This is a genomic window from Xanthomonas floridensis (assembly GCF_001642575.1).
GTDB classification, from domain to species: Bacteria; Pseudomonadota; Gammaproteobacteria; order Xanthomonadales; family Xanthomonadaceae; genus Xanthomonas; species Xanthomonas floridensis.
The window spans coordinates 58,987-77,726 of the sequence record NZ_LXNG01000001.1; the positions used below are offsets into that span (position 1 = coordinate 58,987).

Consider the following 18,740-nt stretch of genomic DNA (forward strand, 5'->3'; position numbering starts at 1 on the left):
CGCAGTGTAGGCCGTGCCGGCGTGCAGACGCGGTCGCGATGTGCCTCGGCACCAGAACCGGCAGCCAGATTGCCGGCCGGCCTTGAGCCAGCGTGCACGTCCCTCGAACGTCTGCAAGGCACGCGCCTGGCAACGGCAGGGCGGCCATCTCTTCCTGCCCCTCTCTCCAGGATGCGCAGCGAAAGAAGCCGGCTTGAACCCTGCCAGTTGCGCTGAGCTTGCCTGGCACTCTCCACCGGTGCCGGCGGCACTGGCCATCGCGGCAGCAAAGGCACTTCTGCTTATCGCGCGCGTGTCCGCAAGTCACTTCGGCACCAGCCGGACCGAACGCAGCCAACTGCGCCAGGATCACCTCGTACTCCCAGCGCGCCGGCAGCACGATGGCCACCGCGTTGGCCCAGGCAACGCTTGTTACTGCACGCCCAGCCCGGGAATCGCACTGATCGCCGCCGGGTCGAACCCGGCCAGCTGGGCGAAATGCCGGCCGCGTGCCACATAGTCGCTGTACGCGCCGAAGCTGGGCGCACCTGGCGACAGCAGCACCACGCCGCCCTGCTCGCCCAGCGCCTCGCGTGCCAGCTGCATCGCCTGCTGCAGATCGCCGGCGGCGTGCAGGCCGAAATGCCCCGACGCGGCAAGCGGTGCCAGCAAGGCGTGGATGCGCGGGCCATTGGCGCCCATGGTGACGATTTCCAGCGGTGCCTGCTGCGCCATATGCTCGGCGAAATCCTGCCAATCCAGCCCACGGTCATGTCCACCGACCAGCAAGGCCACGCGCCGTTGCGCGAAGCAGGCCAGCGCAGCCAGCGAGGCATGGGGGGTGGTGCTGATGGAATCGTTGACGTAGCTGATGCCGTCCACGCGACCCAGCAACTGCAGCCGGTTGGGCAAGGGGCGGAAACTCAACGCGGCCGGCGCCAATCCCGCGGCATCCAGGCCCAGCGCTTCCACTGCGGCCAGTACCGCGCACAGATTACGGCGGTTATGTTCGCCGGGCAGCGGCACGTTGGCGGTATCGAAAATGGGCTGCTCGCCGCGGTACACCACGTCGCCGCGCAGATGCCAGCCGTCGGGATGATTGAACCAGCGCACCTCGCTATCGGGCAACTGCATGCCGCGCAACAGCGGATCGGCCGCGTTGAGCAAGGCGATCCGCGGGCGACCTTCGGTCACCAGCGACAGCTTGTCGCGCGCGTAGCGCGCCTCATCGCCGTGCCAGTCCAGGTGTTCGGGAAACAGGTTCAGCACCAGTGCCAGCTGCGGGCGCGCACCGCTGCGCGCGACCTCGCCGGTCTGGTAGCTGGACAACTCGATCGCCCAGTACGCCGGTGGCGGCTGCGGTGCCAGCACTTCCAGCAAGGGCTGGCCGATATTGCCGACCAGCGCGGTACGGTGCCCGGCGCTGCGCAGCAGGTGCGCCAACAGCGCAGTGGTGGTGCTCTTGCCCTTGGTACCGGTGACACAGATGGCGCCAGGCACGTCGCCATCGGCCTGCGCGTGCTCGGCGAACCACAGCGCGGTGCCGCCGATGAACTGCGTGCCGTGCGCGGCGGCGGCCAGCGCTTCGGCGCGATACGGGCTGATGCCGGGCGACTTCAGCACGATCTCGAACCGGCCCAGCGCCTGCGCGCTGGCATCGGTCTCTACCTGCACTGTCGCATCGTCCAGCGCCGCGAGTTCACGCGCCTCCTCGGCACTGCAGAACACTGTCAGCGGCTGGGCAGGCAGCGCGGTGCGCAACGCGCGATACGCCGCGCGCCCTTCGCGCCCCCATCCCCACAACGCAACCGCCCTGCCCTCAAGCTGCGAAATTCGCACGCACGCGCTCCCACAGCGCCGCCGGGATACGGTGCTCGCCATCGATGGACATCAACGGCTCCAGTTGCAGCTCCTGCGGATCCAGTTGCGGCTGGATCTCGCGGATGAAACGCGTCACCAGTGCGTCTTCCTTCCACTCCGCACGCGTTGCCAGCAACGCCATCGCAGCGCGCGATTCGCGGCCCTCGCCCACGCACTCGAACGGCTTGTGGTCCTGGAATTCCAGCAACGCGTCGTAGCCGCCAGTCTGCGCGGCATCGTCGAGCAGATTGCGCCCGAAGATCCCCACCAGTCGCGTCTTCGGCATGAAGGGGGCCAGCGCCAGGAATACGAAATGGCACTTCGGGCACACCCCGCACCAGCGGTGCACCGGGCGTTCTCCCATGATGTGGAAGTTGCGGTTGCAGCTGGAAAAATGCGCGTCGTAGTGATCGCTCTTGGCGAACTGCCGCGCCACCGCCAGCTCGGACAACGGCCGCAGCAACGAGTAGTAGCGCAGATCGGCCGCCACGTGCCGCTGCACATACTCGCCGAACGCCTGTTCGAAGGCCCAGCCCTTGGACCATTGGTGATTGACCTCGCCGGTACCCGGAATCTGGCTGCCGTAGCTGGCCGAGCGCTCGTTGGAAAACACCACCTGGTCCACACCGGTCAGCAACGCCGACAGCACCAGGATGGCCGAATTCACCGCAGTGACCGGAATATGCCCGTTCCAGGCGCCCTGGCGATTGAGCTCGAACAGCTCTGGCGCCAGGACGCGCCCGACATTGAGCACCGGCAGGCCAGTGCGCTCGGCGCAGGCACGGATGAGCTGCGAGCCACCGATCCAGCTCACGGTCTGATCGACACCGGCCTGGCGCAGGGCCTCGATGCTGACCAGCGAATCCTTGCCGCCACCGATGGCGACCAATGCATGCTCGCGCAAGCCCAACGCAGGCGCTTGGTCAGCTGCCTGCGCAGCCGCCGGAAAGTTGATCTTGCCGTGCAGGTTCAAGCCATTGCGGTAGGCGAATTCGCCCAGGCCATGCAGATACACACTTTCCACCAACGCGGCGGTGTCGGCATCGATGCTGTAGTCGTCGATGGCGATGGTCGGGGGCGCCGCGGCCTTGTAGTAACTCACGCCCGCGATCAGGTGCAGCAGGCGCAAGGCCTGTTGCACCGCCACGGCGTGTGCGCCCTCCAGCGCGAACGGTGCGCCCGGCACGGCGACGGTTTCCACCAGTTCCGGGCCCTGGTCGAAGGCATACACCAGCGTCGCCACGCCGGTCTGCGCGTCGAGCGCGCAGCGCACGAAACGGAATGTGGAGATCTGGTGTTTGTCGAAAGCGCTCATGGACTACCTGCAGGAACGTGCAAACGACGCAGATAACGTCGGCACAGGACATATTCAATCATGGAAAACGGCACCACGGCCCACAGCAGCGGCAGGCAACCGATCGCGAACAACAGCAGCATGACCTGCGAGCCGATCACCTTCGCATCGCCGGTCACCGCCAGCGCCAGCAACAGGTACATCAGCAGCGCCGGCAGATAGCTGAGCCCGCTCAGCAGCACCGTGCGCACTGCCATGCCGCCAGCCTGCCGTGCCGGCGCGCGCGCCTGGCGACGCTGCTGCCAGCGGCCGGAGCACCACGCGCCGGTGCCGGCGGCAAGCACTGCGGGCAGCACCCACTTCAGGCTGTCGGTCCAGGGGACGCGCAGGTCAACCATGTCGATGGCCGTGGACATCACCATCGACGCAGCGCCGGCAAGCATGCTGAGCACCACGAACTCAGCCAGCGGGCGCATCGATGACCTCTTCGCGCGGCAACTCACGCTGGTTGTAGGTGCTGGCCATCGAATAGCCGTATGCACCGGCATCGGCCACCAGCATCACATCCTCCGGCGCGGTGCTGGCCGGCAGACGGCGGCGCTTGCCGAATACGTCCGAGGATTCGCAGATCGGCCCGACAATATCGAAACTGCCGTCGGCCGGCGCGTCGAGCCGGCTGAGATTCTCGATGTCGTGCCAGGCGTCGTACAGCGCCGGGCGGATCAGCGTGCTCATGCCCGCATCCAGTCCCACGCGCTGCAAGCCGTCCTTTTCGATCACCTGGGTGACCTGCGCCAGCAGCACGCCGGCCTCGGCCACCAGATAGCGGCCCGGTTCGATCGCCAGGCGGTAGCCCGGGTGCACGGCCTTGACCTCGGCCAGGCCCTTGGCCCACACCTCCAGATCGAACGGCTCGTCCTCGGCGCTGTAGGGAATCGGCAGGCCGCCACCAATATCGATGGTCTCCACCGTACCGATGCGGCGCGCGAAGCCGGCCAGTTCGTCGTACATCATCCGCCAGTGTTCGCCGGTCTCCACGCCGCTGCCCAGGTGCGCATGCACGCCGGTGATGGTGACATCGAGCGTGCGCGCCGCCTCCACGAACTCGTCCACGCGCGTGGACGACAAGCCGAACTTGGACGCCTTGCCGCCGGTATTGACCTTCTCGTGGTGGCCATCGCCGTGGCCCAGGTCGATGCGCAACCACACGTTGCGGCCACGAAACACCTCCGGCCAGTTGCGCAGCGCCTCGACGTTGTCCACGGTGACGGTCACGCCCAGCGCAAAGGCGGCTTCGTACTCGGCCCTGGGCGCAAAGCTCGGGGTGAACAGCACCCGCCGCGGCGACAGCTCCGGCAGCGTCTGGAACACCCGGCGCAGTTCACCGTGCGACACGCATTCCAGCCCGAAACCAGCCTGTTCCAGCGCCATCAGGATCGCCGGATGCGCATTGGCCTTGATGGCGTAATAGCGCTGGTCCACCGCGGCAATCTGCGCCAGGGCGTGCGCACGCGCGCGCACTGTCGGCAGGTGATAGGCGTAACGCGGCGTACCGGCCTGCGCCAGCGACAGCAAATGCGCGCGCTCGGCATGCCACCACGGCGTGGGCCGCGGACGCACCGACCCGATGATCTCGCGCCAGCGCGGGCCGAACACCTCGCCTTCGCTGACCGGCATTGCCCCACTGTCGATCAATTCCGCGTGCAGGATCGGCAGCAGGCCATCGGCGTCGGCTTCATCGATGACGAAGGTCAGGTTCAAGTCGTTGGACGACTGCGAAATCATGTGCACGCGTTCCTGCCCGAACGTGGCCCACACATCGGACAGCTTGTGCAGCAGCGAGCGCATGCCGCGCCCGACCAGGGTGATCGCCGCGCAAGGAACAATGATCTTGACCTTGCAGATCTGCGACAGATCCGCCGACAGCGCGGCCAGCACGTCGGTATTGACCAGGTTTTCCGACGGATCCAGCGACACGGTGACATTGGTCTCGGCCGAACCGATCAGGTCCACCGACAGGCCGTGCTTCTTGAACAGCGCGAACACATCGGCCAGGAAGCCCACCTGCTGCCACATGCCGATGCCTTCCATCGACACCAGCACGATACCGTTGCGGCGGCTGATCGCCTTGACGCCAGGCACCGGCTCGGCGCTGCCGTCGATGCTGGTGCCGGGCAGATCGGGGCGCTCGGTATCCAGGATCGCCATCGGCACGCCGGAATCGCGGCACGGCTTGATCGACCGCGGATGCAGCACCTTGGCGCCGGTGGTGGCGATTTCCTGCGCTTCGTAATAGTCCAGCCGGGTCAGCAGGCGCGCGTCCGGCACCTCCTTTGGATTTGCGCTGAACATGCCGGGCACGTCGGTCCAGATTTCCACCCGGCTGGCGCCGAGCAGCGCACCGAAATACGCTGCCGAAGTATCCGAGCCGCCGCGGCCCAGGATGGCCGTACCACCATCGGCGTGCCGCGAAATGAAACCCTGGGTGATCAGCAAGCGCGTGGGCTGCGCATCGAAGCGCGCGCGCCAGTCCGCATCCGATTGCCACTGGCACGACACCGACAGGCGCTTGGACCATTCGCTCTGATTGGGCTGCGGCGGCAGCGCCGACAGCCACTGCCGCGCATCCAGCCAGCCCATGTCCAGGCCGCTGGCATGCAGATACGCCGCACCGATGGTGGAAGACAGCAATTCGCCCTGCCCAAGCACCTCGGCCTGCCAATCGAGCGTGCGCGTTGCGGCACGCGCATCCGCAAGCAAGGCGTGCAACGCGGCCAGCCGCTCGCCCAGCACCGTCTGTGCATCGAGCTCAAGCTCGGCAACGAAATCGCGATGACGCTGCTCCAGCGCGGCCACGCGCTGCGCGCTGTCGGCGGCGCCATCGGCAATGGCAGTGAGCTCGTTGGTCACGCCCGACAATGCAGACACCACCACCAGCACGCGGCCGCCGGTTTCGCTCGCCCGTTTGCCCGCCAGTTTTCCAATCGTGTCCCAGCGATGACGACGCGACACCGAAGTGCCGCCGAACTTGAGGACGATCCAACGATCGGTAGAGTGGGGAGCTGACATGGAGTAGGCGGTTAAGATTGGGGGAAAAAGCCGGTGTGCCGGGCGGAACCCCCGATTCTACTGCCAATATCCCTTGCATGACCTCGTCAGTGGTCGCAGTCCGCACTGTGCTATCGCCGCGCCACAACGGTTTACGCTGCAACCATCCGCATGAATGCCTAACCCGGGACCGCGTACAGATGAGCAAGCATCGCTACCTGCAACTGGACGTCTTCGCCAGCCGCACCGGCTCCGGCAATCCGCTGGGCGTCGTGTTTGACGCGGGCGCATTGTCGAGCGAACAGATGCAACAGATCGCCGCTTGGCTGAACCTGTCGGAGACGATTTTCTTTGTGCCCGTCAGCGTGCCGGATGCCGACTATCACATCCGCATCTTCACTCCACGCGCTGAGCTGCCGTTTGCCGGCCACCCCAGCGTCGGCGCGGCGTGGGTCGCGGCAACCCATGGACTGACCGGCTACACCGCCGATGGCCGGCTGCACCAGCAATGCGCAGCCGGCGTCTTGCCGGTGGACGTGTTCGACCGCCACGGCGCATTGCAGGTGCGGCTGCGCGCGCCACGTGCACGCGTCATCGCAACCGGCGACACCCACACGGCAGCATTGCAGGCAGCCTGCGCCGGATTGCAGGTGGCAGCGCAGCCGGCAGCGCTCTGGAGCAACGGCCCGAACTGGTGGCTGCTGGAGCTGGCCGATGCCGCGGCGGTGCGTCAGGCCGCGCCGGATCTTGCCGCGATCACCCGCCTGACCCAGGCCAGCGCCGCCACCGGGCTGGCCATCTACGCGCCCGTCGATGGCGGCAGCGAAGACCTGGTCGTGCGCGCGTTCTGCCCCGGCGACGGCATTCCCGAAGATCCGGTCACCGGCAGCGCCAATGCCTGCATCGCTGCACGCCTGCACGGCGAGGGACGCCTGCCGGGCGAGGACTCGCGCTATGTCGCCAGCCAGGGCCGCGAGGTCGGCCGCGACGGACGCATCCAGGTGGAACTGGACGATCAGGGCGAGGTTTGGATCGGCGGAACGACGCTGCAGGTGATCGACGGCCGCATCGATTGGTAAGCTGCCGCGCCCTGCCCGCGGATCGCCCCTCATGACCACCCGCCGTTTCCTGCAACTGGATGTGTTCTCCGCCCGCCCCGGCAGCGGCAACCCGCTGGCAGTGGTGCTGGATGCGCAGGGACTGGACGATGCCGCCATGCAGGCGATTGCGCGCTGGACCAAGCTGCCGGAGACCACCTTCGTGTTCCCTGCGGCCGATGCGCATAGCAGTTACCGGTTGCGCATGTTCTCGCCGCAAAAAGAAGTCCCGTTCGCCGGCCACCCCAGCGTGGGCACGGCGCATGCGGTGCTCGACGCCGGGCTGGCCACGCCCGACGACGGCCTGCTGGTGCAGGACGGCATCGCCGGGCAGTTGCCGCTGCGGGTGGAGCAGATCGATGGCCACCGCAGCATCGCCATCCGCACGCCACGCGCCCGCGTCGCCGAACAGGTCACTGCCGACGACCCGCGCCTGCACGCTGCGCTGCATGGCTGGCCGCTCGGCAGCCTTCCACCCGCGCTGATGGACGGTGGACGCACCTGGTGGGTAGTGGAACTGGCCAGCGAAACCGCCTTGCGCAGCTTGCAACCGAACTGGGACGCGATTGCCGCGCTGGCCGAATCCACCGGCAGCATGGGTGTGTTCGCCTATGCGCGCGCCGCGACCGCGGGCAGCTACGACCTGGCCGTGCGCGCGTTCGTCGGTAACGGACGGCGCTTCGAAGACGCCGCCTCCGGCGCGGCCAATGCCGTACTGGCCGCATGGCTGGACAGCCGCCATGCGCTGCCCGGCAGTGGCCGCCGCTATGTGGTCAGCCAGGGTCGCGAAATCGGATTCGATGCCTTGCTGGAGCTGCGTATCGACGCCGGCGGCGACGTGTGGTCCGGCGGCCAGGTGCAGACGGTGATTCGCGGGACCTTGGACTGGAGTTGAGCGCTGCGGGCTGCAGGGGCTGCGGCGTCACTGTCTCCGCCAAATCTGAGACGGGTGGTTTAGAGGCAACCCTGATCGACATTCTTCTGCGCTGGAGATCAGCCCGATCAGCATCCAATGCGCGGCGCGCCTGCGTTTGGCCGGCGAATCCAGAAATTTTTGCAGTCTTTTGCGTGCGACGTGCCATCAAGCACCATCGCACACTTGTTTACTGCATGGCTCCCAACCCAAAAAACGCTGCGGTCTCCCGCAGCGTTTTTACAAACAGCTAGATGCAGTCAATCAGTCGGGGCGTACGTCCACGCGCACGCGGATCCTGTCGCCCGGGTTGTAATCGCTACGTGTGTGATACATGCGGCCGCCGTATTCGTAGGTCACGTCGTAACCGTCCACACGTTCGCGCGTGGTGCGATACGCCACCGGCTCGCAGACACTGACGTTGCCCTGGTAGGTGCGGTGATTGGCTTCGTAGATCGAACGACCCGCTGCGACACCGGCCATGGTGCCAACAGCGGTGCCGACGAGACGCCCGTTACCGCCACCCACCTGACTGCCGAGTACCGCGCCGGCAATACCGCCGATGACGCTGGCGACGCCGCGGTTGGAGGCATTGGGCGAGCCATAACTCCCGCCATCGCGATAGTAGCCGTCATTGCTGGTGTAGTAGCCATCGGACGGGCGGTTGTAGCAACGCTCGCTGCTGCGTTCGTTGTAGGAGTCCGACACGATGATCGGATCCACGCGCACCACCCGTGCGTATTCGTAACGACCGTCCTCGTAGCCGCCGCGATAGGTGTCGCGGTAGCCGCTGTCATAGCGCTGCGCCGTTGCGTTGCCCGCTACGGCCAGACCCATTACCAGAGCACCAAGCACAAGAGTTTTCATTGCGGCAGCTTCACAGGGAGGACACGCTGCCGATGCTCGGCTTGCGGCAGTGAAACCGCCCTGAACCAGACGGGCTGTCGAAAGGCCTATTCAGGTTGTCGCCAGCTGCATGGCGCCAGCGCGCGCGCCGACGCCATGCACGCGCAGGGCATCAGTTGGAAAACTCGGTATCCAAACTGATCGGCACGGCGCTCAATGCCTTGGACACCGGGCAATTTTTCTTGGCGGTATCGGCCAGCTCGCGAAACTTGGCTTCATCGATTCCAGGCACCACGGCCTTGAGCTTGAGGCGGATCTGCGACAGCTGCGGGCCGCCTTCCATCGACAGGTCGACGTCCGCTCGCGTATCCAGCGAGGCCGGCGGGAAGCCCGCTTCGCTCAACTGCGCCGATAGCGCCATGGTGAAGCAACCCGCGTGTGCAGCGGCAATGAGCTCTTCCGGATTGGTGCCCTTTTCGTCGCCGAAGCGGCTGCTGAAGGCGTAGCGGGTGTTGTCCATCAGGCCGCTTTGCGGCGTGCTGAGTTGACCCTTGCCGGTCTTGAGGTCGCCTTCCCAATGTGCGGTGGCGTGACGCGAAATACCCATTGCGGTCTCCTGCGATGAAAGGGACCTCACGATAGGGGAGCGGGTGTTACGTGGTGGTGCTGGAGTCGGGAATCGGGAATCGGGAATCGGGAATCGGGAATCGGGAATCGTAAGAGCAGGCTAGCGGTTGGGTTTGTTGGCGAGGGCCTGGGCCATTGGTAGTGGACCTGAAAACCTGTGGCCGGGAAATGCGGTTACTGGGTTGTTATTTCGCCGCTAAATCAGGTGCACTGGCGTGCTGCAGCCTGGCGCGGCACACATGCATGGCGAATTTCATGACTTATGCGATCAATACGACGCAACGGCGTGGCTACACCTGGCACACAGTGCAGACGGTGATGCAGCGCTCACCACCAAGGCAGGCGTTTCAGCTGCACTAACAGCGGGCTACACGTCGTGGCTGACGACCCAGCGCTCGGGCGCGCAAACGTTCTGTATCGATCCGTGCGAGCTGTCTCGATTGCTTCACGTCCGCGCCCGCCTGGTGGCGGACGCGGGTGTTCTGCTGGCGGCATCAACCCAGCAGGGTTTCCAGCACCGCCATGCGCACCGCAACGCCGTTGGCAACCTGGCGCAACACGCACGATTGCGCGCCATCGGCGACGTCGTCGGTGATTTCCACGCCGCGATTGATCGGGCCCGGATGCAGCACCGCCGCATCGCGCCCGGCACGCGCCAGACGCTCGCGGGTGAGGCCGTATTCGGCGTGGTATTGCTCCAGCGAGGGCACCAGGCCTTCTTCCATGCGCTCGCGCTGCAGGCGCAGCATCATCAGCGCATCGGCGCCTTCCAGCATCGCGTCGAAGTCCTGGCCGACCACGCAGCCGTCCAGCATGTCGTCATCGGGCAGCAGGCTCGCCGGGCCACAGACGCGGATCTCGCCGGCGCCCAGTGTGCGCAGCGCATGCAGGTCAGAACGCGCCACGCGCGAATGCTTCACGTCGCCGACGATGACGACCTTGAGCCTGGAGAAGTCAGTGCCCTTGGCCTGGCGCAGGGTGAGCATGTCGAGCAGGCCCTGGGTGGGGTGCGCGCTGCGGCCGTCGCCGGCATTGATCAGCGCGGTGCCCTCGCCGGCTGCGGCGGCCAGCGCTTCCACCGCGCCGTCGTCGGGATGGCGCACCACGAACCCGCGCACGCCCATCGCCTCCAGATTCTTCAAGGTGTCGCGCGCAGTCTCGCCCTTGCGGGTGGAAGAGGTCGACGCGTCGAAGTTGAGCACGTCGGCGCCCAGGCGCTGCGCGGCAAGATGGAACGAGCTGCGCGTACGCGTGGACGGCTCGAAGAACAGCGTGCACACCGCGGTGCCGGCCAGCACGCTGCGCTTGCCGACGCGGCCCACCGCGGCATCGCGGATCTGGCCGGCGCGATCGAGCAGTTGCAGCAGCGTGGCGCGCGGCAATCCCTCCAGGGTGAGCAGGTGACGCAAACGTCCATTCGAATCGAGTTGCATGGCAGCCATCGCAGGTCAGGAATCAGGGAAGAAGAGTGGCCTGGTCGGGCGCGGCCAACCAGCGTTCGACGATCACGGCCGCAGCCATCGCATCCAGTGCCTCGGCATCGCGGCGACGCTTGCGCCCATCGGCGCGCTCGCGCGCGAAACGCTGGGCGGCCTCGACCGAACTGGAGCGCTCGTCGATCAACACCACCGGCAGCGCATAGCGCTCGCGTAGCTGGCGGGCGAATGCATGGGCACGCTTGCGTGCAGGCTGGTCCTTGTCGTCCAGGGTGAGCGGGTCGCCGACCACCAGGCCGTCGGGACGCCATTGCGTGTGCACGCGATCCAATGCCACCCAGTCCGGGCCGCCGGCATGGACGTTGATCACGGCCACCGCGCGCGCGCCTGCACCCAACGCGGTGCCGACCGCCACGCCGATGCGGCGCGACCCCACATCGAAGCCCAGCACCGTGCCATCGGGGCGGATGGTGCCCGCCTCAGGCATGCCCGGAATAATCCGTCAGCCGGAACAGGTCCACGCCGATGCGCCCGGCGGCGGTCTGCCAGCGATCTTCCAGGGCGGTATCGAACAGCACGTTGGCATCGGAGGGCGCGGTCAGCCAGCTGTTCTCGCCCAGCTCGAATTCCAGCTGCCCCGCCCCCCAACCTGCACAGCCCAGCGCCACCAGCGCATTGCGCGGGCCTTCGCCGGCGGCCATGGCTTCGAGGATGTCGCGCGAGGTGGTCAGGAACACGCCCTGCCCCACTTCCAGGCTGGAATCCCACTCGCGCGCATCGTCGTGGATGACGAAGCCGCGCTCCGGATGCACCGGCCCGCCACTGAGCACGATCTGCTCGCACAGCTGCGTGTCTTCGGTTTCGATCCCCATCTGCGACAGCACTTCGCCCAGGGTGTACTCGGACGGGCGATTTACCAGCACGCCCATCGCGCCGTTCTCGTCGTGCTGGCAGATCAGCGCGACGCTGCGTGAAAACGTGGGGTCGGACAGCGCCGGAAGCGCGATCAGCAGTTGGTTGGCCAGAGGCGTGGGTAAAACGGACATGGCCGCATTCTAGCCGTTCGTTCCGCCGCGCGCAGAGCCGCTGCCATACTGGCCGCTTGCCTCGAACAAGGACCGTGCATGCAAACCCTCCCCACCACCGACAACCTCGGCTCCGAGATCCCCCTGCCACGGCAGACCCGTGCCTTCATCGTGCTGGTCGCGCTGTTGCAGGGCGGGTTGCTGTACCTGGCCGCCCTGGGGGCGCAGCACGACGTGCGGCCGTTCACCGAACCCGGCGCGCGCATCTGCTGGTACACCCTGGTGATGACGGTGCCCAGCATGCTGCTGCTGAGCCTGCAGCAGCTGCGCGATCGCCGCCTGTGGCAGCACGTGGCCGGCAGTACGCTGGTATTGGCCGCACTGGGCAGCTGGGCGGCGTGGAGCGCCACCGGTGCCCCCGCCCTGCAGACCGCCAGTGTCCTGTGGCCGTTCGGCTTCACCGTCACGGTCGGGTGGTTCGTCGCCCTGCCCTGGCTGCAGTATCGCCAGCAGCACGGCCACTGGCGGGCGGACTACCGCACCCTGTTCGACCATGCCTGGCAGAACGCGTTGACCCTTGCGCTGGCGCTGCTGTTCGTCTGGGTGTGCTGGATGGTGCTGTGGTTGTGGGCCAGCCTGTTCGCCCTGGTCAAGATCACGGTCTTTCGCGAGCTGTTCCGCGAGCAGGCCTTCATCTACCTGGCGACGGGCGTGATGACGGGACTGGGCATCCTGATCGGGCGCACCCAGCACCGCGCCGTACAGGTGATGCGCCAGATCCTGTTCTCGCTGTGCACGGGCCTGCTGCCGCTGCTGGCCGCGGTGAGCGTGCTGTTCCTGCTGGTGCTTCCGTTCACCGGCCTGCAGGCGCTCTGGCAGACCCGTTCGGCGGCGGCGATCCTGCTGAGCCTGGTCTTCGGGCTGGTGCTGTTCACCAATGCGGTCTATCGCGATGACGACGTGCAGCCGCCGTACCCGCGCTGGCTGCGCCGGGTGGTCGAGGCCGGCCTGCTCAGCCTGCCGCTGCACGCAGCGCTGGCCGCCTATGCCCTGGTTCTGCGCATTGGGCAGCATGGCTGGACCGGCGAGCGCTTCTGCGCAGCCGTGCTGGCGACCCTGGCACTGGCGTACGCCTTGGCCTATGCGTTCGCGGTACTGCGGCCGCGCGCGGGCCACTGGCTGGCGCACCTGGCCGGCGGCAACATGCTGTTGTCGTGGGTGGTGATCGGCCTGGCGATCCTGATCAACAGCCCGTTGCTGGATCCTTACCGCATCACCGTGCACAGCCAGATCCAGCGGCTGGCGACCGGCACGCCCGAGAGTGTGAAAGCGAATCTGGAGTTCCTGCGTTTCGACAATGGCCGCCGGGGCTACCTGGCGGTGCAGTCGCTGCGCCAGAGCCCGGCATTTGCCGGCGATGCCGCACGCAGGCAGCTGGAACAGTTACTGGCACGCACCAGTCGTTGGAGCAGGGATCAACCGGTAGCAGACCAACAGGACAGACAGCTGACCGACCTGACCCAGATCCGCCTGCACGTGACCGTGGCGGCCGGCCAGGCAGCGCCGCCGCCGGATTGGTGGCAGTACCTGGTCAGGTCGCAAATGCTCTCCGGGGCTTGTACGCAGGGCAACAGCAACTGCGTGGTGAGCAGCAACGACCTGGATGGCGACGGCCAGCTCGACGTGCTGCTGTGCAGCCTCAACGCAGACCATGCGGTTGCCTGCGAGCTGCAGACACGCAACCGAGACGGGTGGTATCAAGCGGGCACGGCACAGCTCTACTCCCTCGACAGCGAGGCGATGAGCGAAGTGAGCCAGGCGCTGCGCAACAACCAGATTCGGACGCAGCCCACCCGCTGGCCAGACCTGGCATTGCCGGGAGACCGACGCATCCACATCAGGCCCAGCGAGGAAGGCATGCGACAGGAATCTCGGCCATGAGCGGCTATTGCGCCATCGCCCCGGGCCACCCGGTGCACGGCCATTACCACGACCACGAATACGGCTTCCCGCAACGCGACGAACGCGAGTTGTTCGGGCGGCTGGTGCTGGAAATCAATCAGGCCGGCCTGAGCTGGGAGACCATCCTGCGCAAGCGCGCCAATTTCCGGCAGGCCTATGACGGCTTCGATGTGGATACCGTGGCTGGCTACGGCGACACCGAGATCGCCCGCCTGCTGGGCGATGCCGGCATCATCCGCAATCGCCTGAAGATTCTGGCGGCCATCCACAACGCGCAGGTCATCCAGGCGATGCGTCGTTCGCACGGCAGCTTCGCGCAATGGCTGGACGCGCATCACCCGCTGGACAAGCCGGCCTGGGTCAAACTGTTCAAGAAGACCTTCCGCTTCACCGGCGGCGAAATCACCGGCGAATTCCTGATGAGCCTGGGCTACCTACCCGGAGCGCATCATGCGCAATGCCCGGTCTACAAGACGATTGCCAGGCTGAAACCGGCATGGATGCAGCACGCGTGAGCCGCCACCTGCACGGCGTCGCACGCAACGCCGGTCCGTTGTTTGGCATGCCAACGCTGCGTATCGCATTGCGCTCGCGCAGCGCGTGGCTGCTGCTGGCTGGCCTCACTGGCGTCATCGCGCAGAAGTCACCCTAGAAGCAGCGAACGGTTCGCCGTCAGCGGTCACGACGTGTGCGCGCCGCGCCGAACCGCAGATCACACCCCCATGTAGCGATGCGGGCGGTGATTGAACATCAGCACCAGACTCAGCATCAGCGCGCCGATCGCCGAATACAGCACCTTGTCCGGCTTCAATACGAAGAACGCCACCAGCATCAGCATGGCATCGAAGCTCATCTGCACCTTGCCCGCACTCCAGCCGCGCTCGCGCTGCAGGTAGACCGCCAGGATGCCGATGCCGCCCAGGCTGCCGCGGTGGCGAATGAAGAACAGGATGCCCAGGCCGGACAGCGCACCGCCGGCAATGGCCGAAAACGCGGTGCTCAGATGCGCGTAATCGGCCCAGCGCGGCAGCAGATTGGTCAGCGCGCCGCAGGCAGCGACCGCCGCGAACGTCTTCAGGGTGAATTCCCAGCCCATCCGGCGCACGCTCAACCAGTAGAACGGCAGGTTGACCAGCACGAACACCAGGCCGAAGTTCCAGTCCAGCGCGTAGTGCAGCAAGAACGCCACACCCGCCATGCCGCCAATCATCAACCCGCCCTTGGCGAAGATCGCCAGGCCGAGCGAAGCCACCAACGTGGCCAGCACCATGCCCTGCACGTCCTCGGCCACCGAGTGGTGATACGCGTGATCGTCGGCCGGGGTGCCGGCCGAATCCGGCGGTGGCGTCAACGGACCGGAGGTGACCACGGCGCCGTCATCGGGCAACGGCTCTTGCTCCGGACGCAGATCGGAATCGGGAAGGCTCACGGGTATGGGGACTGCAGTGGGGTGCGATATTAGACACTATCGGCCACTGCGGTTACATCTGAAACAGCACTGCTGTGCCATGCAAGCGTGAGGAAGCGGCGGAAGAACTGGCACGTCGTCCGGCTCGGCCGGCCAGCCCACCACTGCGCGCCACGACCAGACGCAATGCCGGGCGCCGGACCGGGAGGTCGTCTCCGGGTGACTGGCAACATGCGATCGGCCACTGTGGATCGGCTTAGCGACTCAGCTGTATCAGCGCAATCGCCAGCGCAGCAAGCGCGCTGAGCGTGAACAACAGTCCGCCACTGACCAGCCACAGGATGCTCAGCAGCGTGAAACGCTCGCGGCGCCATTCCGGAATGCCCTGCGCACGCTTGAAGCGCCGCAGCCGCGTATTGACCACGGCGATCGGCAGCCAGCCTAACACCAGGAAGAACGGGCGCGATTTTTCGGAGAACGTCAGCAGCAACAACGCGATGAAGACCACTGCGGACAGCCGGAAAAGCCAACGGGATCGTCCCTGCAGCCCAACGCACTGCCCCAGCAGCCTGAAGCAGCTCATCACCCACAGCGGCGCAAGCCCCGCCCGCCAGACCGGCCATATGCTCGGGCGCCCTGTGATCGCGCGTAACGCAATCCAGTTGCGGTAGAACCAGTAGCCGCCGTAGGCCCCGAAGCTGGCGACGAACATCGCAACCAGCTTCCAGTTGGAGGGCGCAAACAGCAGCGCCAGCGGATCGTCGACATCGTGCGTCGCGCTGGCAGCTTCCGGGACGTGCCCCTGCGTCAGTCCGGACGACCTCACCGAACCTCGGCGATCTCCACGCCATCGAGCCCCTGCGACAGGGTCTTGGCGTCGCCTCCCTGCGAGAGCTTGATGCGCAGGCGCACCTCGTTCTGCGAGTCGGCGTAACGCAGCGCGTCTTCGTAGCTGATTTCGCCGGCCTGGTAGAGCTCGAACAGGCTCTGATCGAAGGTGCGCATGCCCAGGTTGGTGGACTCCTTCATGATCTCCTTGAGCTTGTGGATCTCGCCGTCGCGGATGTAGTCCTGCACCAGCGGCGTGCCCAGCATGATCTCCATCGCCACGCGGCGACTGCGGCCATCCGGGGTCGGAATCAGCTGCTGTGCGACCACGCCCTTGAGGTTCAGCGACAGATCCATCAACAGCTGGTTGCGGCGGTCTTCCGGGAAGAAGTTGATGATGCGATCCATCGCCTGGTTGGCGTTGTTGGCGTGCAGCGTGCACAGCACCAGGTGGCCGGTTTCGGCGAAGGCGATGGCGTGGTCCATGCCCTCGCGGGTGCGCACCTCGCCGATCATGATCACGTCCGGCGCCTGGCGCAGGGTGTTCTTCAGTGCGTTCTCCCAGCTATCGGTGTCGATGCCGACTTCGCGCTGGGTGATGATGCAGCCCTCGTGCTTGTGCACGAATTCGATCGGATCTTCGATGGTGATGATGTGCCCGGTGGAATTCTGGTTGCGGTAGCCGATCATCGCCGCCAGCGAGGTCGATTTACCGGTACCGGTGGCGCCGACGAAGATGATGATGCCGCGCTTGGTCATCGCCAGCGTCTTGATCACCGGCGGCAGGCTCAACTCTTCGACCGTCGGGATGCGCGTCTCGATCCGGCGCAGCACCATGCCCACCTGGTTGCGCTGGTAGAAGCAGCTGACACGGAAACGCCCGACCCCGGACACGCCGATGGCGAAGTTGCACTCGTGGGTCTTTTCGAACTCTTCGCGCTGCGACGGCGTCATCACGTTCAACACCAGATCGCGGCTCTGCTGCGCGGTCAACGGCGTCTGCGTGATCGGGCTTATCTTGCCGTGCACCTTGATCGCAGGCGGCATGCCGGAGGTAATGAACAGGTCCGACGCCTTCTGATGCGCCATCAGCTTGAGGAAGGAGGTGAAGTCGATGGTGCTCATGGCGTGCTCCCTCGGAGCCGGGAATTGGGAATCGAGAATCGGGAATTGGAGAAGCCGGGCAATGGAATCGGTACCGGGAACGCGCTCTTGCAATTCCCCATTCCCGATTCCCTATTCCCGTATCACTCGAATATCCGCTTGTCCTTGGCGTATTCGCGCGCCTGGTTGCGCGTGATCAGGCTGCGCTTGACCAGGTCCTGCAGATGCTGGTCCAGGGTCTGCATGCCGTATTGCTGGCCGGTCTGGATCGAGGAATACATCTGCGCCACCTTGTCCTCGCGGATCAGGTTGCGGATCGCCGGGGTGCCGACCATGATTTCCCAGGCAGCGGTGCGGCCGCCGCCGACCTTTTTCAGCAGGGCCTGGGAAATCACCGCGCGCAGCGACTCGGACAGCATCGAGCGCACCATCGGCTTTTCGCCGGCCGGGAATACGTCGATGATGCGGTCGATGGTCTTTGCCGCCGAGCTGGTGTGCAAGGTACCGAACACGAGGTGACCGGTTTCCGCGGCGGTGAGCGCCAGGCGGATGGTTTCCAGGTCGCGCAATTCGCCGACCAGGATGATGTCCGGGTCTTCGCGCAGTGCCGAACGCAGCGCTTCGTTGAAGCCGTGCGTGTCGCGGTGCACTTCGCGTTGGTTGATCAGGCACTTCTGCGAGGTGTGCACGAATTCGATCGGATCCTCGACGGTGAGGATGTGGCCGTATTCGTTCTTGTTGATGTAGTCGATCATGCCGGCCAGCGTGGTCGACTTGCCCGAACCGGTCGGGCCGGTCACCAGGATCAGGCCCTGCGGCTGGTCGATCAGCTGGCGGAAGATCGGCGGGCAGCCCAGGTCTTCCAGCGTCAACACTTCGGAGGGGATGGTGCGGAACACCGCACCGGCACCACGGTTCTGGTTGAACGCATTGACGCGGAAGCGCGCCAGTGAGGGAATCTCGAACGAGAAATCGACCTCGAGGAATTCTTCGTAATCGCGCCGCTGCTTGTCCGACATGATGTCGTACACCAGCGCGTGCACCTGTTTATGGTCCAGCGCCGGAATATTGATGCGACGGACATCGCCATCGACACGGATCATCGGCGGCAGCCCTGCAGACAGGTGCAGGTCCGATGCCTTGTTCTTGACAGAAAACGCCAATAGTTCAGCGATATCCATGCGCTGCTTTTCCCCTAGGCTGCGATTGGAAGGTACTCCCCGGCCGGCAGTATAGCGTTCTGACAGCGCGCGGGAAGCGGCGGGACGCCGGTTCAGGCCGGCAGACCGGTGCAGGGCTGAAGGCGTTGTTTT

General features: G+C 65.9%; 18 protein-coding genes. 5 read left to right on the forward strand and 13 right to left on the reverse strand.

All coding sequences use genetic code 11. The features are described from left to right. Positions 1-411: 411 nt before the first annotated feature. From murD to A7D17_RS00290, 4 genes are read right to left on the reverse strand one after another with little or no spacing between them, the layout of a single operon-like run. Positions 412-1,818 (reverse strand): UDP-N-acetylmuramoyl-L-alanine--D-glutamate ligase, encoded by a 1,407-nt coding sequence (gene murD / locus A7D17_RS00275; RefSeq protein ID WP_064507255.1) that lies wholly within the window; start codon positions 1,816-1,818, stop codon positions 412-414. Further along, positions 1,799-3,154 carry a UDP-N-acetyl-alpha-D-muramoyl-L-alanyl-L-glutamate epimerase gene (murL, locus tag A7D17_RS00280; RefSeq protein WP_064507256.1) on the reverse strand — a complete coding sequence of 452 codons (1,356 nt, stop codon included), beginning with the start codon at positions 3,152-3,154 and terminating at the stop codon, positions 1,799-1,801. Before murL ends, murD begins: the two co-directional genes overlap by 20 nt. Further along, complete coding sequence (locus A7D17_RS00285) at positions 3,151-3,609, reverse strand: hypothetical protein (RefSeq protein WP_064507257.1); 459 nt, start codon at positions 3,607-3,609, stop codon at positions 3,151-3,153. The genes murL and A7D17_RS00285 overlap by 4 nt, the downstream gene beginning before the upstream one ends. Further along, a complete protein-coding gene (locus A7D17_RS00290; RefSeq protein ID WP_064507258.1) occupies positions 3,593-6,202 on the reverse strand; it encodes a bifunctional aspartate kinase/diaminopimelate decarboxylase in 2,610 nt (869 codons plus the stop codon). Before A7D17_RS00290 ends, A7D17_RS00285 begins: the two co-directional genes overlap by 17 nt. A gap of 179 nt (positions 6,203-6,381) precedes the next feature. Between A7D17_RS00290 and A7D17_RS00295 the strand changes: the two genes are divergently transcribed. Both A7D17_RS00295 and A7D17_RS00300 read left to right on the forward strand, forming a co-directional pair. Beyond that, a complete protein-coding gene (locus A7D17_RS00295) occupies positions 6,382-7,260 on the forward strand; it encodes a PhzF family phenazine biosynthesis protein (protein ID WP_064507259.1) in 879 nt (292 codons plus the stop codon). A 31-nt stretch (positions 7,261-7,291) separates the two neighbouring features. Beyond that, the gene (locus tag A7D17_RS00300; protein WP_064507260.1) at positions 7,292-8,173 is read left to right on the forward strand and encodes a PhzF family phenazine biosynthesis protein; all 882 of its coding nucleotides are present in this window, start codon (positions 7,292-7,294) and stop codon (positions 8,171-8,173) included. A gap of 282 nt (positions 8,174-8,455) precedes the next feature. Here the strand turns inward: A7D17_RS00300 and A7D17_RS00305 are convergent, their stop codons facing one another. The 5 genes from A7D17_RS00305 to A7D17_RS00325 all read right to left on the reverse strand — a co-directional run bounded on the left by A7D17_RS00305 (position 8,456) and on the right by A7D17_RS00325 (position 12,146). Further along, the gene (locus A7D17_RS00305; protein WP_064507261.1) at positions 8,456-9,058 is read right to left on the reverse strand and encodes a glycine zipper 2TM domain-containing protein; all 603 of its coding nucleotides are present in this window, start codon (positions 9,056-9,058) and stop codon (positions 8,456-8,458) included. A 151-nt stretch (positions 9,059-9,209) separates the two neighbouring features. Further along, a complete protein-coding gene (locus A7D17_RS00310) occupies positions 9,210-9,644 on the reverse strand; it encodes an OsmC family protein (RefSeq protein ID WP_064507262.1) in 435 nt (144 codons plus the stop codon). A 514-nt stretch (positions 9,645-10,158) separates the two neighbouring features. Next, the gene (locus tag A7D17_RS00315) at positions 10,159-11,106 is read right to left on the reverse strand and encodes an aspartate carbamoyltransferase catalytic subunit (protein ID WP_064507263.1); all 948 of its coding nucleotides are present in this window, start codon (positions 11,104-11,106) and stop codon (positions 10,159-10,161) included. A gap of 13 nt (positions 11,107-11,119) precedes the next feature. Continuing rightward, the gene (gene ruvX / locus A7D17_RS00320; protein WP_064507264.1) at positions 11,120-11,587 is read right to left on the reverse strand and encodes a Holliday junction resolvase RuvX; all 468 of its coding nucleotides are present in this window, start codon (positions 11,585-11,587) and stop codon (positions 11,120-11,122) included. Further along, positions 11,580-12,146 (reverse strand): YqgE/AlgH family protein, encoded by a 567-nt coding sequence (locus tag A7D17_RS00325; protein ID WP_064507265.1) that lies wholly within the window; start codon positions 12,144-12,146, stop codon positions 11,580-11,582. Before A7D17_RS00325 ends, ruvX begins: the two co-directional genes overlap by 8 nt. A gap of 78 nt (positions 12,147-12,224) precedes the next feature. Between A7D17_RS00325 and A7D17_RS00330 the strand changes: the two genes are divergently transcribed. Genes A7D17_RS00330 through A7D17_RS24380 form a run of 3 tightly spaced genes read left to right on the forward strand, consistent with a single transcriptional unit; the run spans position 12,225 to position 14,739 of the window. Then, the gene (locus A7D17_RS00330; RefSeq protein ID WP_064507266.1) at positions 12,225-14,066 is read left to right on the forward strand and encodes a DUF4153 domain-containing protein; all 1,842 of its coding nucleotides are present in this window, start codon (positions 12,225-12,227) and stop codon (positions 14,064-14,066) included. After that, positions 14,063-14,602 (forward strand): DNA-3-methyladenine glycosylase I, encoded by a 540-nt coding sequence (locus A7D17_RS00335; protein ID WP_064507267.1) that lies wholly within the window; start codon positions 14,063-14,065, stop codon positions 14,600-14,602. The genes A7D17_RS00330 and A7D17_RS00335 overlap by 4 nt, the downstream gene beginning before the upstream one ends. Continuing rightward, on the forward strand, positions 14,599-14,739 hold the full coding sequence (locus tag A7D17_RS24380) for a hypothetical protein (protein ID WP_161946508.1): 141 nt from the start codon (positions 14,599-14,601) through the stop codon (positions 14,737-14,739). The genes A7D17_RS00335 and A7D17_RS24380 overlap by 4 nt, the downstream gene beginning before the upstream one ends. A gap of 60 nt (positions 14,740-14,799) precedes the next feature. Here A7D17_RS24380 and A7D17_RS00340 read toward each other — a convergent pair whose 3' ends face one another. The 4 genes from A7D17_RS00340 to A7D17_RS00355 all read right to left on the reverse strand — a co-directional run bounded on the left by A7D17_RS00340 (position 14,800) and on the right by A7D17_RS00355 (position 18,608). Next, positions 14,800-15,474: a YitT family protein gene (locus A7D17_RS00340; protein ID WP_064507457.1), complete on the reverse strand. Its 675-nt coding sequence runs from the start codon at positions 15,472-15,474 to the stop codon at positions 14,800-14,802. Between the two features lie 277 nt (positions 15,475-15,751). Then, positions 15,752-16,321, reverse strand: a complete 570-nt coding sequence (locus A7D17_RS00345) for a hypothetical protein (protein ID WP_064507268.1) — start codon at positions 16,319-16,321, stop codon at positions 15,752-15,754. After that, positions 16,318-17,448: a PilT/PilU family type 4a pilus ATPase gene (locus A7D17_RS00350; RefSeq protein ID WP_064507269.1), complete on the reverse strand. Its 1,131-nt coding sequence runs from the start codon at positions 17,446-17,448 to the stop codon at positions 16,318-16,320. The genes A7D17_RS00345 and A7D17_RS00350 overlap by 4 nt, the downstream gene beginning before the upstream one ends. A gap of 122 nt (positions 17,449-17,570) precedes the next feature. After that, positions 17,571-18,608 (reverse strand): type IV pilus twitching motility protein PilT, encoded by a 1,038-nt coding sequence (locus tag A7D17_RS00355; protein WP_003489919.1) that lies wholly within the window; start codon positions 18,606-18,608, stop codon positions 17,571-17,573. Positions 18,609-18,740: the final 132 nt, after the last annotated feature.